Source organism: Lascolabacillus massiliensis (assembly GCF_001282625.1).
Taxonomy (GTDB): Bacteria; Bacteroidota; Bacteroidia; order Bacteroidales; family Dysgonomonadaceae; genus Proteiniphilum; species Proteiniphilum massiliensis.
The window spans coordinates 723,800-741,003 of sequence record NZ_CTEJ01000002.1 but is presented as its reverse complement, the minus strand read 5'-3'; the positions used below and the strand labels follow the sequence as shown (position 1 = coordinate 741,003).

18 protein-coding genes are annotated in these 17,204 nt (G+C 40.9%); 5 read left to right on the top strand and 13 right to left on the bottom strand.

The features are described 5' to 3' along the window. Window positions 1-83: 83 nt before the first annotated feature. The 5 genes from BN1354_RS07895 (at window position 84) to BN1354_RS07875 (ending at window position 3,712) form a co-directional block, all read left to right on the top strand. Window positions 84-1,109: a YeiH family protein gene (locus BN1354_RS07895; protein ID WP_053826777.1), complete on the top strand. Its 1,026-nt coding sequence runs from the start codon at window positions 84-86 to the stop codon at window positions 1,107-1,109. 124 nt (window positions 1,110-1,233) lie between these two features. Next, window positions 1,234-1,530, top strand: a complete 297-nt coding sequence (locus BN1354_RS07890) for a rhodanese-like domain-containing protein (RefSeq protein WP_045088973.1) — start codon at window positions 1,234-1,236, stop codon at window positions 1,528-1,530. Window positions 1,531-1,564: 34 nt separating this feature from the next. Further along, window positions 1,565-1,987 carry an SRPBCC family protein gene (locus tag BN1354_RS07885; protein ID WP_053826776.1) on the top strand — a complete coding sequence of 141 codons (423 nt, stop codon included), beginning with the start codon at window positions 1,565-1,567 and terminating at the stop codon, window positions 1,985-1,987. Between the two features lie 100 nt (window positions 1,988-2,087). Next, window positions 2,088-2,459 carry an SRPBCC family protein gene (locus BN1354_RS07880; RefSeq protein ID WP_231623093.1) on the top strand — a complete coding sequence of 124 codons (372 nt, stop codon included), beginning with the start codon at window positions 2,088-2,090 and terminating at the stop codon, window positions 2,457-2,459. Then, complete coding sequence (locus BN1354_RS07875) at window positions 2,456-3,712, top strand: alkaline phosphatase family protein (RefSeq protein ID WP_053826775.1); 1,257 nt, start codon at window positions 2,456-2,458, stop codon at window positions 3,710-3,712. The genes BN1354_RS07880 and BN1354_RS07875 overlap by 4 nt, the downstream gene beginning before the upstream one ends. Here the strand turns inward: BN1354_RS07875 and BN1354_RS07870 are convergent. The 13 genes from BN1354_RS07870 to BN1354_RS07810 all read right to left on the bottom strand — a co-directional run bounded on the left by BN1354_RS07870 (window position 3,687) and on the right by BN1354_RS07810 (window position 17,203). Continuing rightward, complete coding sequence (locus BN1354_RS07870; RefSeq protein ID WP_154904837.1) at window positions 3,687-4,325, bottom strand: DUF6266 family protein; 639 nt, start codon at window positions 4,323-4,325, stop codon at window positions 3,687-3,689. The two genes, BN1354_RS07875 and BN1354_RS07870, sit on opposite strands and share 26 nt — an antisense overlap. 918 nt (window positions 4,326-5,243) lie before the next feature. Further along, the gene (locus BN1354_RS07865) at window positions 5,244-5,804 is read right to left on the bottom strand and encodes a DUF4256 domain-containing protein (protein ID WP_053826774.1); all 561 of its coding nucleotides are present in this window, start codon (window positions 5,802-5,804) and stop codon (window positions 5,244-5,246) included. A gap of 83 nt (window positions 5,805-5,887) precedes the next feature. Continuing rightward, entirely contained in the window at window positions 5,888-6,781 is an 894-nt protein-coding gene (porN, locus tag BN1354_RS07860; protein ID WP_197272045.1) for a type IX secretion system ring subunit PorN/GldN, read from the bottom strand. 94 nt (window positions 6,782-6,875) lie between these two features. Then, entirely contained in the window at window positions 6,876-8,423 is a 1,548-nt protein-coding gene (gene porM / locus BN1354_RS07855) for a type IX secretion system motor protein PorM/GldM (RefSeq protein ID WP_053826772.1), read from the bottom strand. A gap of 15 nt (window positions 8,424-8,438) precedes the next feature. Then, window positions 8,439-9,002, bottom strand: coding sequence for a type IX secretion system motor protein PorL/GldL (gene porL, locus BN1354_RS07850; RefSeq protein ID WP_045088976.1), 564 nt, complete (start codon window positions 9,000-9,002; stop codon window positions 8,439-8,441). Between the two features lie 123 nt (window positions 9,003-9,125). Beyond that, window positions 9,126-10,520: a T9SS ring complex lipoprotein PorK/GldK gene (gene porK / locus BN1354_RS07845; protein ID WP_045088977.1), complete on the bottom strand. Its 1,395-nt coding sequence runs from the start codon at window positions 10,518-10,520 to the stop codon at window positions 9,126-9,128. A gap of 321 nt (window positions 10,521-10,841) precedes the next feature. Beyond that, on the bottom strand, window positions 10,842-11,936 hold the full coding sequence (locus BN1354_RS07840; protein ID WP_053826771.1) for a VOC family protein: 1,095 nt from the start codon (window positions 11,934-11,936) through the stop codon (window positions 10,842-10,844). A gap of 115 nt (window positions 11,937-12,051) precedes the next feature. Beyond that, window positions 12,052-12,843, bottom strand: a complete 792-nt coding sequence (locus tag BN1354_RS07835) for an SDR family oxidoreductase (protein WP_053826770.1) — start codon at window positions 12,841-12,843, stop codon at window positions 12,052-12,054. Continuing rightward, window positions 12,843-14,171: a threonine synthase gene (locus BN1354_RS07830; RefSeq protein ID WP_082331559.1), complete on the bottom strand. Its 1,329-nt coding sequence runs from the start codon at window positions 14,169-14,171 to the stop codon at window positions 12,843-12,845. The genes BN1354_RS07835 and BN1354_RS07830 overlap by 1 nt, the downstream gene beginning before the upstream one ends. A gap of 13 nt (window positions 14,172-14,184) precedes the next feature. After that, window positions 14,185-15,447 carry an aminotransferase class I/II-fold pyridoxal phosphate-dependent enzyme gene (locus BN1354_RS07825; protein ID WP_045088981.1) on the bottom strand — a complete coding sequence of 421 codons (1,263 nt, stop codon included), beginning with the start codon at window positions 15,445-15,447 and terminating at the stop codon, window positions 14,185-14,187. A 58-nt stretch (window positions 15,448-15,505) separates the two neighbouring features. Beyond that, a complete protein-coding gene (locus BN1354_RS07820; protein WP_045088982.1) occupies window positions 15,506-15,751 on the bottom strand; it encodes a hypothetical protein in 246 nt (81 codons plus the stop codon). Between the two features lie 67 nt (window positions 15,752-15,818). Continuing rightward, complete coding sequence (pssA, locus tag BN1354_RS07815) at window positions 15,819-16,532, bottom strand: CDP-diacylglycerol--serine O-phosphatidyltransferase (protein WP_045088983.1); 714 nt, start codon at window positions 16,530-16,532, stop codon at window positions 15,819-15,821. Beyond that, entirely contained in the window at window positions 16,529-17,203 is a 675-nt protein-coding gene (locus BN1354_RS07810) for a phosphatidylserine decarboxylase family protein (RefSeq protein ID WP_053826768.1), read from the bottom strand. The genes pssA and BN1354_RS07810 overlap by 4 nt, the downstream gene beginning before the upstream one ends. Window position 17,204 lies beyond the last annotated feature (1 nt).

Sequence of the window (17,204 nt, the reverse complement as noted above, 5' to 3'; positions counted from 1 at the left end):
ATTATTTATTAGGTTAACATAATGCAAAAACTTTAATAACCCATCCTTATTTGTTAATTTTGCAATTCACAAAATAAAACTTCATGTCAAATAACAAACTACCCTTTTATAAAGGGGTCACTCTCATTGTATCACTATCACTGGTGGCACTATTAATATCATCGTTGCCATTTGTTAAAAGGTTATCACTTAGTCCCCTAATCATAGGAATCATTGTAGGAATGATTTACGGCAACACCCTGCGCAAAAAACTACCCGACAGCTGGGTACCGGGCATCCTGTTCTGCAGTAAGCAGATACTCAGGGGAGCAATCATCTTTTACGGATTCAGGCTCACATTCCAGCATATTGTGGCGGTAGGACCTGCAGCCATCATTGTAGACATAATAATGGTACTCTCCGTTTTATTACTAGGCTATTTCGCAGGGCGAATGCTGAAGCTAGACCCACACATTACAACACTCACCTCAGCCGGTAGTGCTATATGCGGAGCAGCAGCCGTACTCGGTACAGAACCCGTCTTAAAAAACCAACCACATAAAACCGCCATAGCCGTCTCAACGGTAGTCATCTTCGGAACCATCTCAATGTTTCTCTACCCCCTGATGTATAAGATGGATTGGCTCAGCCTCAATCCCCATCAAATGGGAATATACATAGGATCAACAGTGCACGAGGTAGCACACGTCGTAGGAGCCGGCAATGCCCTTAACAACCCGATTATTGCCGAAAGCTCAGTAATTGTGAAGATGATAAGAGTCATACTACTTGCCCCCTTCCTCCTGATCCTAAGCATGCTTGTAGGCAGAAAAAACCGCAAACAGGGAATAGAAACAGCGGAGAAGTCCAAGATCACCATTCCCTGGTTCGCCTTCGGCTTCTTAATAGTGATAGGCTTCAACTCATTAAACCTGCTCCCCGAAGCAGTAGTAGATGGAATAAACAGAGCCGACAACTTCGCACTAACCATGGCAATGACAGCATTAGGAGCAGAAACAAACTTCAAAAAGTTCAAGCAGTCAGGCATCAAACCCTTTGTCCTTGCATTTATACTATTCATCTGGTTAGTAGTAGGAGGATACTTTATCAGCTCCCTAGTACAGTTTTAGTCAAAAAATCGATATAATATCGACCGTAAATAGATATTTATTCTAAAAAATTAAACATTGCGTCCACAAATATGTTTATAATTGAAAACATCAAAACAGTTAAAAAAAACAGGATAAAACATATATGGGAATATTACGCAGACTGTTAGGGTTACCCGATAAAAGCTTTATCAGAGATAAACTTAACAAAGGCGCCATTCTGCTGGATGTACGCACCAGAGAAGAGTATCACTACGGACACATAGAAGGGTCGATAAATATTCCGGCATCAGAAATACACAACAAGATCGACAGGCTAGACAAGGACAATGTAATAATAGCCGTATGCGAGAGCGGCGCAAGAAGTGCACAGGTAGTCAGATACCTGAAAAGCAAAGGATTTGAATCATACAATGGCGGAGGATGGAGTTCCTTCAGATAACAAATAAGAACTTAACTTTAAAAAAACTCAGCATATGGAGACAGCTAAGATCATAGTTCAGTCGGCCATACATGCCGATGTAGTAAAAGTCTGGGAATACTATAACCAGCCCGAACATATAACAAAATGGAACTTTGCCGATCCCCTTTGGCATTGTCCCAGTGCAAAGAACGATCTTCGTGTAGGAGGTAAGTACGTAGCACGCATGGAAGCAAAAGATGGCAGCTTTGGCTTCGATTTCAGTGCAACCTACACCGAAGTGATAGAGCATGAAAAAATTGCTTACAGATTAGATGATGGCCGTGATGTTGAAATAATATTCGACAATCAAGACGGAACCACCTTCGTTACAGTAACCTTCGATGCCGAAAACCAGAACCCCCCTGAAGTTCAGAAGCAAGGCTGGCAGGCAATATTAGATAATTTCAAAAAATATGCAGAAAATGAAAGAGCTTGAATACGGATTCACAGTTGACAAACACAACAACACCATAACAATCATTCGTGAATATGATGCCCCCTTAGAGAAAGTATGGAAGGCATGGACCACCTCCGAGATGTTAGATCAGTGGTGGGGACCCAAGCCCTGGAGAGCCATTACCAAGTCGCTCGATTTCCGGGAAGGCGGTCACTGGCACTATTTGATGAACGGACCCGAAGGCGAAGTTCAGTGGGGCAAGTTCGATTACCTCACCATAGAGCCTAACGAGTCGTTCACAGGAAAAGATGGCTTCAGCGATGAGAACGGAACATTAGACACAACACTCCCTCAGAACCACTGGGAGCTCAGGATGAGTCAAACAGGCAATACAGTAATGGTTGATATGCTGCTTACATTCGAAAAAGCCGAAGATATCGACACCTATATAGACATGGGCTTCAAAGAAGGCATAACACAGACATTAGATCAGTTGGAAGAGATACTATGAACAAATTATTTTTAGTGATACTGCTCTGCCTTACAGGCAGCATCACCCTTGCGCAACAACCAGAAAGAAAAACAGTTTTCATAATAACAGATGGTATACCGGTAGACATAATCCACAAAGCAAGCACCCCCAATCTCGACAGGATAGAGCAGGAGGGCATCTTTTTGGAATCATACGTGGGAGGCGAGAGAGGAGGCATCACACAGACCCCCACCATATCCTCAAACTGCTATGCAACACTTATCACCGGAACCTGGGTAAACAAGCACAACGTATGGGACAACAACATTGCCAACCCCAATTACAACTATCCCACCATCTTCAGGCTATATAAAGATGCCTATCCCGATGGCAAAACAGCCATCTACTCAACCTGGCTCGACAACAGAACCAAGCTGCTTGGCGAGGGACTCGATGCAACTAAAAACCTGAAGATCGATTATACCTTCGACGGGTTAGAGCACGACACCATCAACTACCCCCACGACAAGCATAGCAACTACATAAAAAAGATAGATGCCGCCATAGCCTCAGAAGCCGCCAGCAGCATCTCTAAGAACGGACCAGACCTCTCGTGGGTCTATCTGCAGTACACCGACGATGCCGGTCACCACTACGGCAACAGTCCCGAATTCTACAACTCCATCACCTATCACGATGCGCTGATAGGCCTCATATACGATGCCGTAAAACAGCGTGAAGAAGAGTATAACGAAGAGTGGCTGTTTATTGTAGCCACCGATCATGGTCGCACCCCCCTCACCGCCCGCAGTCACGGTGGTCAGAGCGACAGCGAAAGAAATACATGGATGGTAATCAGCAAGAAAGACATCAACGACTATGCCCTTAACTACAGGACAGCCGCAGTAGACCTTCTTCCCACCATTGCAGACTATATGAATATAGCGATAGATCAGAGCACCCTCTACGAGCTCGATGGCCTGTCTCTATTCAGCCCCGCAGACGCCTTCAATCTTAAAGGAGTACTGATAGACAACAGCAAGCTTCTTCTCAGCTGGACCTCCATCAGCAAGAACATCGATACCACAGCCGAAGTCTATATCAGCACAACTAACAACATTAAAGAGGGCAATCCCGACAGATACATAAAAATTGGCGAAGTACCATTAAAAGAAGAGCTTGCCCTACTTTCCATAGAAATGCCCGAAGTATCAGACTTTCTTAAAGTAGTTCTTAAAACCCCCAATCATACTTTGAATTATTGGGTTAGGAAGGTTGGGAGTGAGAAATAGAAAGATATATACTGTCAGAGTTTTCCGATAAGTCGTAAGAGGTAATAAATATCCAGAAATTAAGATCTTCAGGCTTCCAACCGATAGGGAGCTCAAAAAAAGCTTTACCATCAGATCGTTTAGAAATGTTGAATGTGTGCATTTCTGCCAGAAAGATTGAATTCAGACACACAATGTTCACATGATCGTCAGGTCTGCTATTAATAGCAGTATCCGCAATTTGTGTATCCCATATGAAGCCAACTATGTTAGAGCCTTCCTCATAACTCATTTGAATGTTGGAAGGAAGTTGAACCTTACCCTCAGCAACCTGAATCCTGCTATAATCCATTGAGAAATTCGGATATTCGCCAATTATAGCATTGTGATAAGCCTCACCCACAAGCTTTCTGTAACTCTTTTCACTATTTTTAAAACCAATTTTTATAACATTATTAAGTGGAGAAAGACCTTTATTAGCCAATGAAAATTTTAACCTGTGAGCCAACTGTGCCGGAGTTTTCGGATCGCGTTGCTTAGGGTTTGATCTCACAATTTGCTTGCCATTCCTCTCATAAACAACCACATTGCCAATCTTACCCGATAGGGTACCAAAAATCGAACCTTTTGCCATAATATTAAGATTTATATATAGTCCAATATAACCAAAATTGTGCACAAAAGCAACCTTCAGAGGCACTATCTTAAATATTATATATCCAGAAAAAGCTTATACTATGTATAAAATATGCTTATTCAAACATAAGCCGATAATAAAGGTAATATAAACCGGATATAAGCGGATAATAAACGGGAAGTGGAATAAGTATAAACCATTTATACTTATTGATACTGTCTAGTTCTGAAATAGGTTTACACTTAAATCAAATTAATGTAAATTAAAAACAGGACAATACAATACATATTAGTAAATAACTCTATTTCTCATTAATTCTGAAAGAGAAGCAGTAAAGGGGTATGCAGATACTCTGTGAGATTTGTAATTTTTTAGATTTCTGAAATTCCATCTCATGTTTTGGAATTAAATGTTGGTTACTTTTTCGATTTGTATAGACCTCCAGGATTTTATATTTCTATCCTATTTCATATTACAATTTTAATATGAGAAAGAAATATTCCAGAAAATAGCGCTTGGTGTTGCAGTCTCAGCAGGTGTGTTTGCAGCATTTAATGTTGGTGACAATATAACCTGGCTGGAGGGGGTGCTGACATTTGTTGGACCATTATGACTGCAGCTGTTAAAATAAACGCTTGCTTCATTGTTATAACTATTTTTTCGTTAAACCAGTTATCTTGATGTGTTAATATATATCCAGTATTGTAGGTGGTTTTTTATGTTTTAATATTCAGTAGGGAAATATCATTACATTTAACAAAAGTAGTATTTTTTTGGAAAAATGATTCTATAAAGCGACATTATTTTCATGTTTTAGACAAAAAAAATTACTGGGCACAGGTTAGCACCTTGATATTTACAAATATTAAGTATTTATTATGTCGGTATCTGGATTTATCGTATGGGTTATGTAATTTATACTCTGATAATTGCTCTGAATCCTCTTGAAGCATAATAAGATTCGGCTCCATTGTGGTAGATGAAAGTGCGACCGTATCGTTTGTCACCAAATAGTCCCCCTCCTCTCTCTCGCACACTATCTGGTGCTGTTACCCAACTGGATGTTTTGTTGTCGAAATCGCCCAGCTCCTGAAGCTTTTTGTATTGCTCTTCATTGAGCATCTCAACACCCATCTCCTCCGCCATGCCAAGGGCGCTGCCTTTGGGCTTGTACTCTTTCCTTGATTTAAGTGCAGCTTCGTCGTAGCAGAGGCTGCGGCGACCTTTTGGGCTCTCTGTTGAGCAGTCGCAAAAGATATACTCTTTGGTTTTGGGATCGTAGCCTATTACGTCGGGTTCTCCACCGGTTTCTTCCATCAGGCTGAGTGTGTGGAGTTTGGTGGGACTCTTTTCAAGTTTTTTTTGTACCTCTTCCCATTTGAGATCGGGATGTCTATTTATGTTTTTTTCGAAGCGCTTTTCCAGTGTCTGAAGCAGTTCGGTGTAGTTAGTTTGTGAGGGATTACTGTTGCTCATATTTGATATCACTTTAAATGGATATCAGACCAAACGTTTTTTCTGATGTTTTGGTTTGGTATGATTGCTGAATTAACAATAGGTCAGTATCGCCTTGTTCGCATTGTTTGCTGTGATGTGCCTACTATGTTTGATTTGTGGGTGTTGCCGACTGATCTTGGGGTTGTTGGTCGTGACTGACTTACCTCTTGTTGCCTTAATCTTTTTTCAAAATCGATAAGCTCCTGTTCTATCCTCTCTTGTTCTGCTTTCAACTCTTCAGGGGTTGTTGTCTGTTGAGAGAGGGTTCTGTTTCCGGGATTGCCTGTTTTATAGATCTCCCCATTATATCTGCGGGCTCTGAAGAAGTCGTCGATAGTGCCTCTTATACTGTTGTTGAGGGGTGAAAGCATTACCGGCATCTGTTTGGCATGGGGTGCTATTTCACTGTATGGAATCCAGAAAAGCGGGTATCGGGTGGTGCCTTCGATGTTGTTGAATCTCTGTATGATGGGGCAGATTGCTAAAGGTGTTACGCGCAGACTGGATGTTGGTGTATCGAAGTAATATACCTCTTTGAGATAGTAACCCTGAACTTCGTCTAACGGTATGTCGGTCGACTGAATGCCAAACCGTTCTGTAAACTCTGTAAAGTTAATGAGATAGTCTTCGGTGAACAGTTCTTGGCCATCGAGGTACTCATAAGCTTTTATCTCATTATTTTGCAGCAAGGTAAAGATCTTAGTAAATAATAGGAGAGGTGAGTTCTCAGGTTTTGAGAGATCGAGGTAGCGGTAGATTATGCGTGACCATCGTGAGTTCTCGAGAATGTAGGTCAGCTCATCCTCACTATGACTGATGTTGTATTGGCTGGTGGAACTGCTTCTGGCGGCTTCTGCCTGTCGTCGCTGTTCTATCCTTTCTCTGGCTGTCTCTTGTGGGTAGGCGATCTGTGCTGTTGCTGCCAGCAGGAGAATTACAAATATTTTTGTTTTCATTGCATGTAATGTTGTCATTTCTTTTGATATGTTTCTCTCTTTATAGAGTGGAACCTGTTATAATTGACAGAGTTTTCGAAATTCATGTTTTTTATCAGTTTACTCTAACTTCAATAACTGCAATTTCGCGCTCTACTCCATCAGGACCTGCAGCACGAATGCCTGAAATATAGAAATAGCTTCCACGCGAAAGTCGCCTTATCTGCTCTCTCTGCCTCTGGGAGAAACGACTGCCGTCGGAAACTTCAGGAATTGCATTCCCCATTGAGTCGAAGAACAGTGTGCGAAATTCTGTAACTCTGAATGGTATGTTGAGAATTCCGTCATCAATGGCTGCCTCTATTCCATCTGCATTGATTAGTACCGATTTTGCAATGCTTCCTCCCTTAAATATTACAGGCTTGCCATCCGAATCCCTATATATAATGTAAGGAGTGGGGTCGGGCAGTGCTCTTACCCCGAACTCTCTGGAGGTTAGCTGTTGTGCCGCTCCTGAGGGTGTGGTAACTGTTACTGTAATTGTTGCATCTGTACCAACTTGTGATGGTGTTGCATACCACATATTTCCTCTTCTTGTGACTGTTCCGTTGGTCATGACAGCACTTATATTTTGTGGGGAAATTCCTGGTACTGATATGCTTACCTCATTTTCGATTCCGGCATATAACACATTCATGAGTGAGGGGGCAATTGTTGCCATTGGCTCGATGACTGTATAGCTGCTTTGGAAATCTCGACGGATTACAGTGCCGTTGTTTCCGCTGATTTCAAGATGGCCATCAATAGGGAAAGTTCCAGTGGTGTTGGCGGGAAGTGTGAAGCTGTTGTTTCCCTCAATTACAGGGGTTGCTGAGCTGTTTATTATTAGCTGTGGCTGTTTGGTTGTATCTTCAGCTGTAAGCACCACACGGGCTCTGTAATTGCTTCCACGGAAGACTATATCCGACTCAGGAATGAGGTATGCATTGAGTTGATTAACGCGAAAGTCTCCTGCATCTACACTGTTTAGGATGTTTTCAAGGGCTTCGCCTTCGGCTGTTACGATATCGTTTTCAATTTTAGTGAGTATTGTTACTGCTGCTGCAAGTGGCATGTTTTCGAAGTGTGATGCTTCCCAGCTTTTGCCTGATGTTTGCGTACTCAGACTCCTTTCTATTATTTCTCTGCGTGCTGGGTTATGAACAAATTGGGTGATGTTGTTGCGATAGTTATCGATTGCGTTTTTAAGCTTTTTACCTTCTCCTTTTACGGGTGATAGCATTACTACTGATGCTGCTTCGAGATCATCTTTGTGCCTGATGTTACTGATGTCTGCTTTGCGGCCATCGGCTTCTCTGACCATGAGATATTTGAGCTGCTGAATATATTTGGTTAGTGAATCGGTCATTGTGCGTACTTCCATGCCACGGTTGTACCACTCTTCAGCCTTTTCAGGATTTAACTCTTTGTACTGTGCAAGTTCATTCAGGATGAGATCATTCCTGCTGGACAGGGTGGTGGAGGAGTCGCGCAGACTGTTATCTACCAGACCAAAGCCGTCGAGTACCTCTGCCGACACGTTGAGAGCCAGCATGGCAATGAAAACCAGATACATCAGGTTTATCATTTTTTGACGGGGGGAATTGGGACTGTTTACTGCCATTTGCTGAGTTTTGAATTATTTCTCACGATTGGCTGACATCGCCTTTAGCATCCGAGCATATATGTCGTTAAGCTCCTGTATCTGCTTTGTCATCTTTTCTGTTTCTGCAGTGAGATCTTCAAGTTGTTTTGAGTATTTCTCGTTCTGTGGTGTTATATCAACTCGGTTATCTGGGAAAACCGACTGCCCATAAGTTTTATATGTTTCTTTATAATGTTGATGATCATCAGGTTTATGAGATGTTTCTGTTTGTTGATCTTTTAATACTTTTTCTGTTGTGGAATTTATATTTATATTGGGCTGATCATCACTGTTATCTGATGTGAGAGCCGGGAATATCCTGTCCCAGTTATAATCCCTTATGGGGGTGTCGAATGCTGAGAGTGTAAATACTATTACCTCTGTTATCATTCCAATGAATAGAAGTTCATTGCCATATGGGAAGTGGAGCAATTTGAACATGGCTCCGAGAATTACGATTGCCGCACCGATGCTGTAGGTGAAGTTGATGAGTCGTTTGCCTCTCTCTGTTTGCAGGTACTTCTCGATTCGGTTTCTATATTTTTTATATGCGTTCATTTTACTTTCATTAATGATTATTGTCTTTAATCCATATGGTTTATCTGCAGAATTCTGAATCTTGTTTAAACTGTCATATTCAACGCAGTTAAGCAGATTGTTACTTATTCATCTCTGTTTAAATCATCGAGATCCGGGTATTTGAGTTCTGACACAGCGGAATCCTATATATGACCTGCCTCTGTTTTGATATTCAGAGTCTCTCATATCGGCACGGATAAAGAGTGCATTGTCTTTCCACGATCCCCCCTTAACAACTTTCCTCTTCATAAAAGGAGGGGCATCTTCTGATGCACTGTAACTGTATTCCGGGTTGATATTACTCATTAGCTCATTGCCCGATTCGCTATAGGCGGTTGAAGTCCATTCTGCCACATTGCCCGCCATATCATATAGTCCTATATTATTTGGCTTGAAGCTTCTGACAGGTGCGGTTATTAGGAAGTTGTCGGCGGCATAGGCACCGTCACCGGGACTAAAATTGGCTTGATAGCATCCATTTTCCGCTAATGTTCCATCTGATCCCCAGGGGTATATGTTGTCGGAGCTTCCACTGCGTGCCGCAAGTTCCCATTCAGCTTCGGTGGGTAGTCGGTATTTTTCAACCTGTACTCCTGCACTGCTAACGCTTCTGCGAAGGAAGAGTGTGCGCCATTCACAAAAGGCTGTGGCTTGCTGCCAAGATACTCCTACAACAGGATAGTGGGCATAGGCAGGATTTGAGAAGTAGTTACGCATGTATATCTCATTGTTGCTATTGTGAAAGTCGTTTATCCAGCATGTTGTGTCGGGATAAACGTTAACTATGTAGGTGTGTACGAAGTCGTAGTGACTACTGAAAGGGCGTGTAATTGTTTCGTTTACAATTGAGCCATCCTGTGCTATATATGCTGTATCTTTTGAGATTAAGATTGGGGTACTGCCATTGCCTGATACGTTGCGGTATTTGCTCTTTGCGGCCTCTGCAGCGTCGTACAGTTCGTAGCGGAAGTTAAGCTGACTGCCATCAAGCATCTTTTCTCCTGTTATTGGGTGTGTGATGTAGAGGCTGTTTATGGTTGCTTCTTCTTCCTCTGTATTTCGGGTCCAGGGTATGGGTATCGACCAGTTTAAATGTGGTGTAACAGGATCTCCATAGATATCTTCAGTGATTTTGTAGAAGTCGTCACCCGCATACCTGGGATCAGCCATCCGCTCACGAATTATTGAGTCGCGTACCCAGTAGACAAACTGCTTATATTGTGAGTTGGTGATTTCTGTTTCGTCCATCCAGAAGTTATCAACTGAGACTCCGCGTGTTGGGATATTAATTCCCCAGAGAGAATCAATCTCGCCGGGACCCATTGTATAGGCTCCACGGGAAACTAATACCATATTATATGGTGTTGGCTCATCCCAGACTCTGCCCACAGGTACACCAGTAAGTTCTCCGCCAATTGTTCCAATTCTCCCCATTCTTCCACCACCACATGAATAGGTTAGAGTGATTATCAGCAACAATAAAAAATATTTCCTCATGTTTATATTATAGTTTATTCTCTATAAAAGTCGTATGCTTGTAACCATAACTTCTATTAATCCCAGCATATATGGATTCTTAGGAACCTTATCTGTAAGTTTGAATAAGCAAACATACTACCGGTTGTATTTCTAACGAGTTAAAAGGTCCGTTATTGTATCCTGCAATAAAATTAATGTGCATGTGATCTGTTTGCCACGCACAACTGTATGGTTATTACTAAATTTCACCACCGTTTCTCCATTATCTATATAACTGAGAAACGGCGGTGAAATTGTGTTATAAGAGATGTTTATTCTCCTATAAGTTCTCGGATTATTCTATAAGCTTTCAGGTTTGACTTTCATAAATCTAAGCATTCCCAGCATTTTCTTTGACAGTGGTTTTCTGGGATCACGTTTACGGAGATCAAGATAGAGATTGAGTTTTTTCAATAGTGGTATTTTGTGTGCTTCAACTAACTCTATGAGTGTGCCATCGGGATCTTCGATATAGGCAAACTGTCCTGCAGCTTCTCCCATGTCGAACGATTCTCCCTCCTTGAAACTTTGTGAGCTGTCTACTGTAAATGGGTAGCCCATCTCTTCGCACTTTTTTCTTAAGACGTCTGTGTTGCGTACATCAAAGCAGATTTGTATAAAACCTGGATCGCCCCAGAAGCGACCTTCATATATCTTACGGGGTGCACGTTCGAGGGGTTGCACCAGCTCTATGTATGATTTTCCAAATAGTTCACTGAAACTGCCTTGTCGCGGTTTACTGTGTGAAAGTATGCGGCGACGGAATTGTCCCTCGCCGGAAGGGAGTACTTTTATATCATTAAAGGTGCCGGTTTCATCTGCTATAACTATATCATATCCAAGGATGTCGCGGTAGATTGGCATTGCTTTTTCTATGTCTGTAACTCCAATCATTGCTCCAACTATTCCTCCGGTTAAACGACCCTCATTTCTGTATATTGTTGTGTCATGAACAATCTGAAAGATATTTCCATAGGGGTCTTTCATGAAAAAGGTTTTATTACCATCGATACTGATTTCGGGTTTCCCTAACAGGTTAATATTGGGTTTTTTACTAAAGAGCTCGTATGTCTTTTCTACATGCTTGCTTTTTATCTTTGCAGCAAATACTCCAAGATCGCCTGCCTGAATCTCGAAATCAGCAGGTTTGGGTTTGCGATCTGAGTACTGCCATATCTCGAAACCACCACCTCCCTGAAGGTTGAGTGCTATTGCTGCTCTTCGCTTCTGAGGTTTGCCTCCTGTATATGGAAGCATCAGCTCTGCTACTTTATCATCTTCAAGGATTCGGATATCCATATTAAATACTTCGATGTAGTACCTCCAAGCTTCAGCAAAATTCTCTACTCCAATACCAATCTGTTGAATTCCGGATATTATATAATTTTCTTTCATTGTTTTAATCTCCTTTTATTTTCTTCATTGAAAGGATTACAGTTAGAACATAAAATTAATTTACTGTAGAGTTGCGAATTTATTTTCCTTTCAATGATTCGTGCAGAATGAATTATTAAGTTGAACTGACTCTTCTTACCATCTTTCTGGATAATCCGGGCAGGAACCGTTTGATATATATCATCAGGAGTTCTTTACCACCTACAAGCACTTCTGGTTTTTGCTTTATAATTGCTTTTACTATCTTTTTTGCCGCTTTCTCTGCTGACATTCCGCTGTTTTGCCCTTCATCCATTTTGGCATGCTTGCTGCCATCAGCCTCCAGAGCATTGTATGATATGTTTGTTTTGATGCGGCCGGGGCATACCATCACAACGCGTATATTGTTGTCGTAATACTCAGCATGTACTGTTTCAAAGAATCCGTAAACAGCAAACTTTGATGATGCATAAGCTGAACGCAGAGGAAATCCGAATTTTCCTGAGATACTGCTGGTTACCGCTATTGTGCCTCCTCCGTTTTCTATCATTGATGGTAAAATACGCTTAGTTATCTTTACCGGGGCAAAGAAGTTGACATTCATTATTTTCTCATCTACGGAGAATGAGGTATCGAGTGTTTTAGAGCGCTGACTGATGCCTGCATTTAAAAAGAGTGTATCAATTTTGCCAAAAGCGGCTAATGCATTGTCGGTTAGTTCATCAATGTTTTCGAGATCGGACAGGTCGTATGGAATTATGACACAACGTGCGCCCAGATTAACACATGTACATTGCACCTCTTGCAGCTTGTCAACACGTGTTGCAGTAAGTATAAGATTAAACTTCTCCTTAGCGAATTGATATGCACAAGCTTCGCCAATTCCTGACGAGGCTCCTGTAATCCATATTGTTTTACTGTTTTGCATTAACCTTCCAGAATATCATTCCATAGTTTGGTGCGGAAGTCTTCAATATGGTGAGGTGCACAATCTTCCACACTATTTACACTCTTAGTTGTATAAATCATCTGTTCCAAAAAGTAAGGTGCGCGATTTGCACCCTCGCCTAAGTTGATTAGTACAGTCTCTCCATCTTTGATTTTATTCTTTTTCAGTGCTATGAAGAAACCAGCCATACAAACTGCCGATGCGGGTCCCGGTATCACCTTCTTCTCATATGCCATAATTTTACCTACAGAAAGCAGTTTGCTCTCATGCATTCTGAGAAAACTTCCACCTGTTTTCTGAACTAGCTTTGCTAGTATTGGATATGTGGCCGGATTACCCGTTGCAAGTGTTGGTACCTCTGTCTGTGGGTTATATATAATGGGGTATTCATTTTCGAATCCTTCCGGAAATCCTTCTTTTTCAGCTTTCTCCCAGGCTTGTACCATAGGGTCGCACCCATCTGTCTGAACAAGCAGAAATCGTGGATTCTTAAGTTTAGGATATATTCCCTTTAACTCTCTGATACCTTTATCTATGGCAAGAGGCCCTGTTCCTCCGCTAATAGCTTGAATGTATACATCAGGAAATTTGTCCATCTGACGTATCCACTCGAACACCATTGTCTTTTTTGCTTCAATTCGTATTGGGTCGATATTGCCTGTTGACATAGGTATATTATGTATCCTGGCGTAGCCTGCAGCAATCTCCTTTGCTTTGGCATAGTCGCCAAGCACCTTGAACACCTGCTGTCCGTATGAGCTGATAGTTGCTTCAGAGGCTTTTAAAGTATCTTCGGGCATGAAAACCGAGCAGTTTACTTTTGCCATGGAAAGATATTTGGCATAGGCTGTTGCAGAGTTACCTGTAGAAGCGATACAATATTGATCTATTCCTATTTCTTTAAAGAGACTTGCCGCTAAAGAAGCAGCAATATCCTTAAATGTGCCTGTTCCACCATTTAGATCGTTACGGTAGACATGAACATTGATGTTCAATCCAAATTTTTCTTTTGCAAACTCCTCAAGGAAAGTCCATTTTTCAACAGGTATAGCGCCTTCTTTAAGTGAGATTATGTGTCTTCTGCGTAAAAGAGGAAGGTATGGGAAATAGAGCCAGAAGCTGTCCGGTTCACGTTTCATGATACGGGGCAACCTCTGGTACCTTCTGTTGTATGATACTTCCGAATGTTTACTACCACACTTTGGACATTGCTGGTTTTGATCAAACCATGTCCAGAAGTTGGGTGTTACGTAACCGCATTTGGTACAGGTTAACTTGTACTTATGCTGAACTTTTACTCGTAGCATCTGGTATGTTTTTTTATTCGACTGACATCGACGGCATCTCTTCGGATTTATATTTTCCGGCTTCGAGATTTGATTTTATAATTTTGAAAACTTTGATTGTCTCTTCTACTTCCTTTACTGTATGTGCAGCTGTGGGAATAAGTCTGAGCATTAGTACATCTTTAGGAACCACAGGATATGCAACAATTGAACAGAATATTCCATGGTTTTCACGCAGGTCGACTACCACATTTGTTCCTTCAGCTACATTTCCTTTTACATATACAGGAGTAACGGGTGACTCGGTATCACCGATATTGAATCCTTCTTCAATCAATCCATTCTGAAGCATTTTGGCTACTTTCCAAAGATTTTCTTTGTGTTGTGGCTGATTCTGCAGAATATCAAGGCGCTTGAGTGCTCCTATAACCATCGGCATAGGAAGAGACTTGGCAAATATTTGTGAGCGCATATTGTATTTGAGTGAATCAATAATATCCTTGTCTGTAGCTACAAAAGCGCCAATGCCTGCCATGGATTTTGCAAATGTTGAGAAATAGATATCAACCTCGTCCATTAGTCCAAAATGCTCACTTGTGCCTGCACCTGTTTCACCCATTGTACCAAATCCATGTGCATCGTCTATCATTATTCTGAAGTTGAATTTCTCCCTTAGCTTAACTATTCCGGGCAAGTAGCCCAATCCTCCAGACATTCCAAAAACACCTTCTGTTACAAGAAGTATTCCTCCACCGTTCTCTTCTGCTTTTGTTGTTGCAAAACCTAGCATCTTTTCACAACGTTCCATATCGTTGTGTGGGAATACATAACTCTTGCCACCCTTTGCTTTATGAAGGAAAATACCATCCATAATGCAGGCATGACATTCTGAATCATATACAATTACATCGTTTCTTGAAACTAATGAGTCGAGTATTGAAACCATTCCCTGGTAGCCATAATTAAGCAGATAAGCTGCCTCCTTTTTCTCAAATCTGGCTAGTCGTTCTTCAAGTTCTTTGTGATATTTTGTTTGTCCAGACATCATTCTGGCACCCATGGGGTAAGCCATACCCCAATCGGCTGCAGCTTTAGCATCAGCTTCACGCACTTCGGGATGATTGGCTAGACCGAGGTAGTTGTTCAAACTCCATGTTATAACCTCTTTGCCATGGAATATCATTCTAGGTCCTATTTCTCCCTCTAACTCAGGAAACATAAAATAGCCTTCAGCTTTTCTGCGATACTGCTCAAGTGGTCCCTGAACACTTTTCAGTCTGTCAAAAATATCAGTCATGTTTTTTAGTATATGATGTTAATGATTTTCCAATAATAAAGTAAATAGCTCTGTTCCGTTATTTTTCATTTATCTCAATAAACTCGGCATCTTCAGCTTCGGTAGATTCAAATGTCTTTTTCTGGTACTCAATGATACGATCCTCCTGTGATTCAGGCTGTTTGGGTTGCTCAGGCCGAGATCTGTATTGTCTGTATGGATTTGATTTACCGGATCTTTTGCCACCTAATACGAAAGCCACAAGACCTTTAAGTATAAGGTATATAAATACGAAGAATAAGAAAAATTTTATTAGAATACCCATAAGTATATAATACTTTTATATTTAGTAAAGATACAATGTTTACTTTGAACCTTTCAACTTTATTTAATTATTTAACGCTTCGGCTCGATATGCCTGTTGTAAATACTGAGATTATTATGTACATAGTTATCACTCCTGCAAGTCCTGAAATACCCCATAGTGATGTGAATATTATGAACAGGGCAACCAGTAAGAGTTGTCTTTCATTTCCTTTGATTGTCAACTTTTTAATCTTAAGTGAGAACATTGGAATTTCTGAAATCATCAGCCATGAGAACAGAAAAATCAACATTATAGTAAGGTAGAAAATCAGATCGTTTAATGGTGTTAGCTTATGTAAACCATAGCAATAACTTATCCAGAAGAGTCCGTTCGCCGGAGTAGGCAAACCGAAAAATGTAGTAGACTGTCGCTCATCTATATTGAATTTTGCAAGTCTGTAAGCCGCAAACATTGGTATAATGAAAGAAAGATAAGGAGCGAAATGACTTATTGTATGTGGTGATACGTATAGAAGAAAGTGATTATTCATCAAGATGAATAATGCAGTTGCGGGAGCTACTCCAAAACTTACCACATCTGCTAATGAGTCAAGTTCCTTGCCAAGAGGAGAGAATGTTTTTAGAATTCTTGCTGCCATCCCATCAAGAAAATCAAAAAGAGCTGCAATGGCGACCCAGATTACCACTCCCTCAAAATTGCTTTTAAAGGCCATTGTTATCGCAATACAGCCAGAGAATAGGTTTAGGAGTGTTAAGATATTTGGAACATGTTTTCTCATTTGTTCTCTTCTTTGGTTAAACGTGCAAGAAATGTAACATTAGCTCTGACCTCTTCCCCAATATTTACTAGTATCTCACTATCTAAGGGAAGATAAATATCCATCCTTGAACCGAGTTTGATAAATCCTAAAGGAGAGCCTATATGCACAATCTCGCCCTCTTTTACATATGTTACTATTCTGCGGGCAATAGCTCCTGCTATCTGTTTAGTGAGAATAGTGCCATGTTCAGGGGTTTCGATTAATATGTTTGAATGCTCGTTTTCTGTACTTGATTTTGGCAGATAGGCAGCGTAAAAATTACCAGGTACATGAGAGCAATGAACTACTTTACCTGATACGGGAATCCAATTTGAATGGGCATTGAAGAAAGTCATGAAAATGGAGATCTGTATTCTCTCATCATTAAAAAAATCTTTCTCAAATACTTTCTCTATTGCTACTATTCTGCCGTCTGTAGGGGCATTTACCAATCCATGTAAATCACCTTTATATTCTCTGTTTGGCTTCTTGTAAAAGTTCATTGACAAACCAAACAGTATTAGTGAAACAGCTAACACTATTACTGCGAAAAGTGTATCAGGTAGAAAATAAGTTATTACGACATTTATCAGAAGCAAAACGATAAATATCCTGATCAGTGGTTTTTTTCCTTCATTATGTATAGCCATA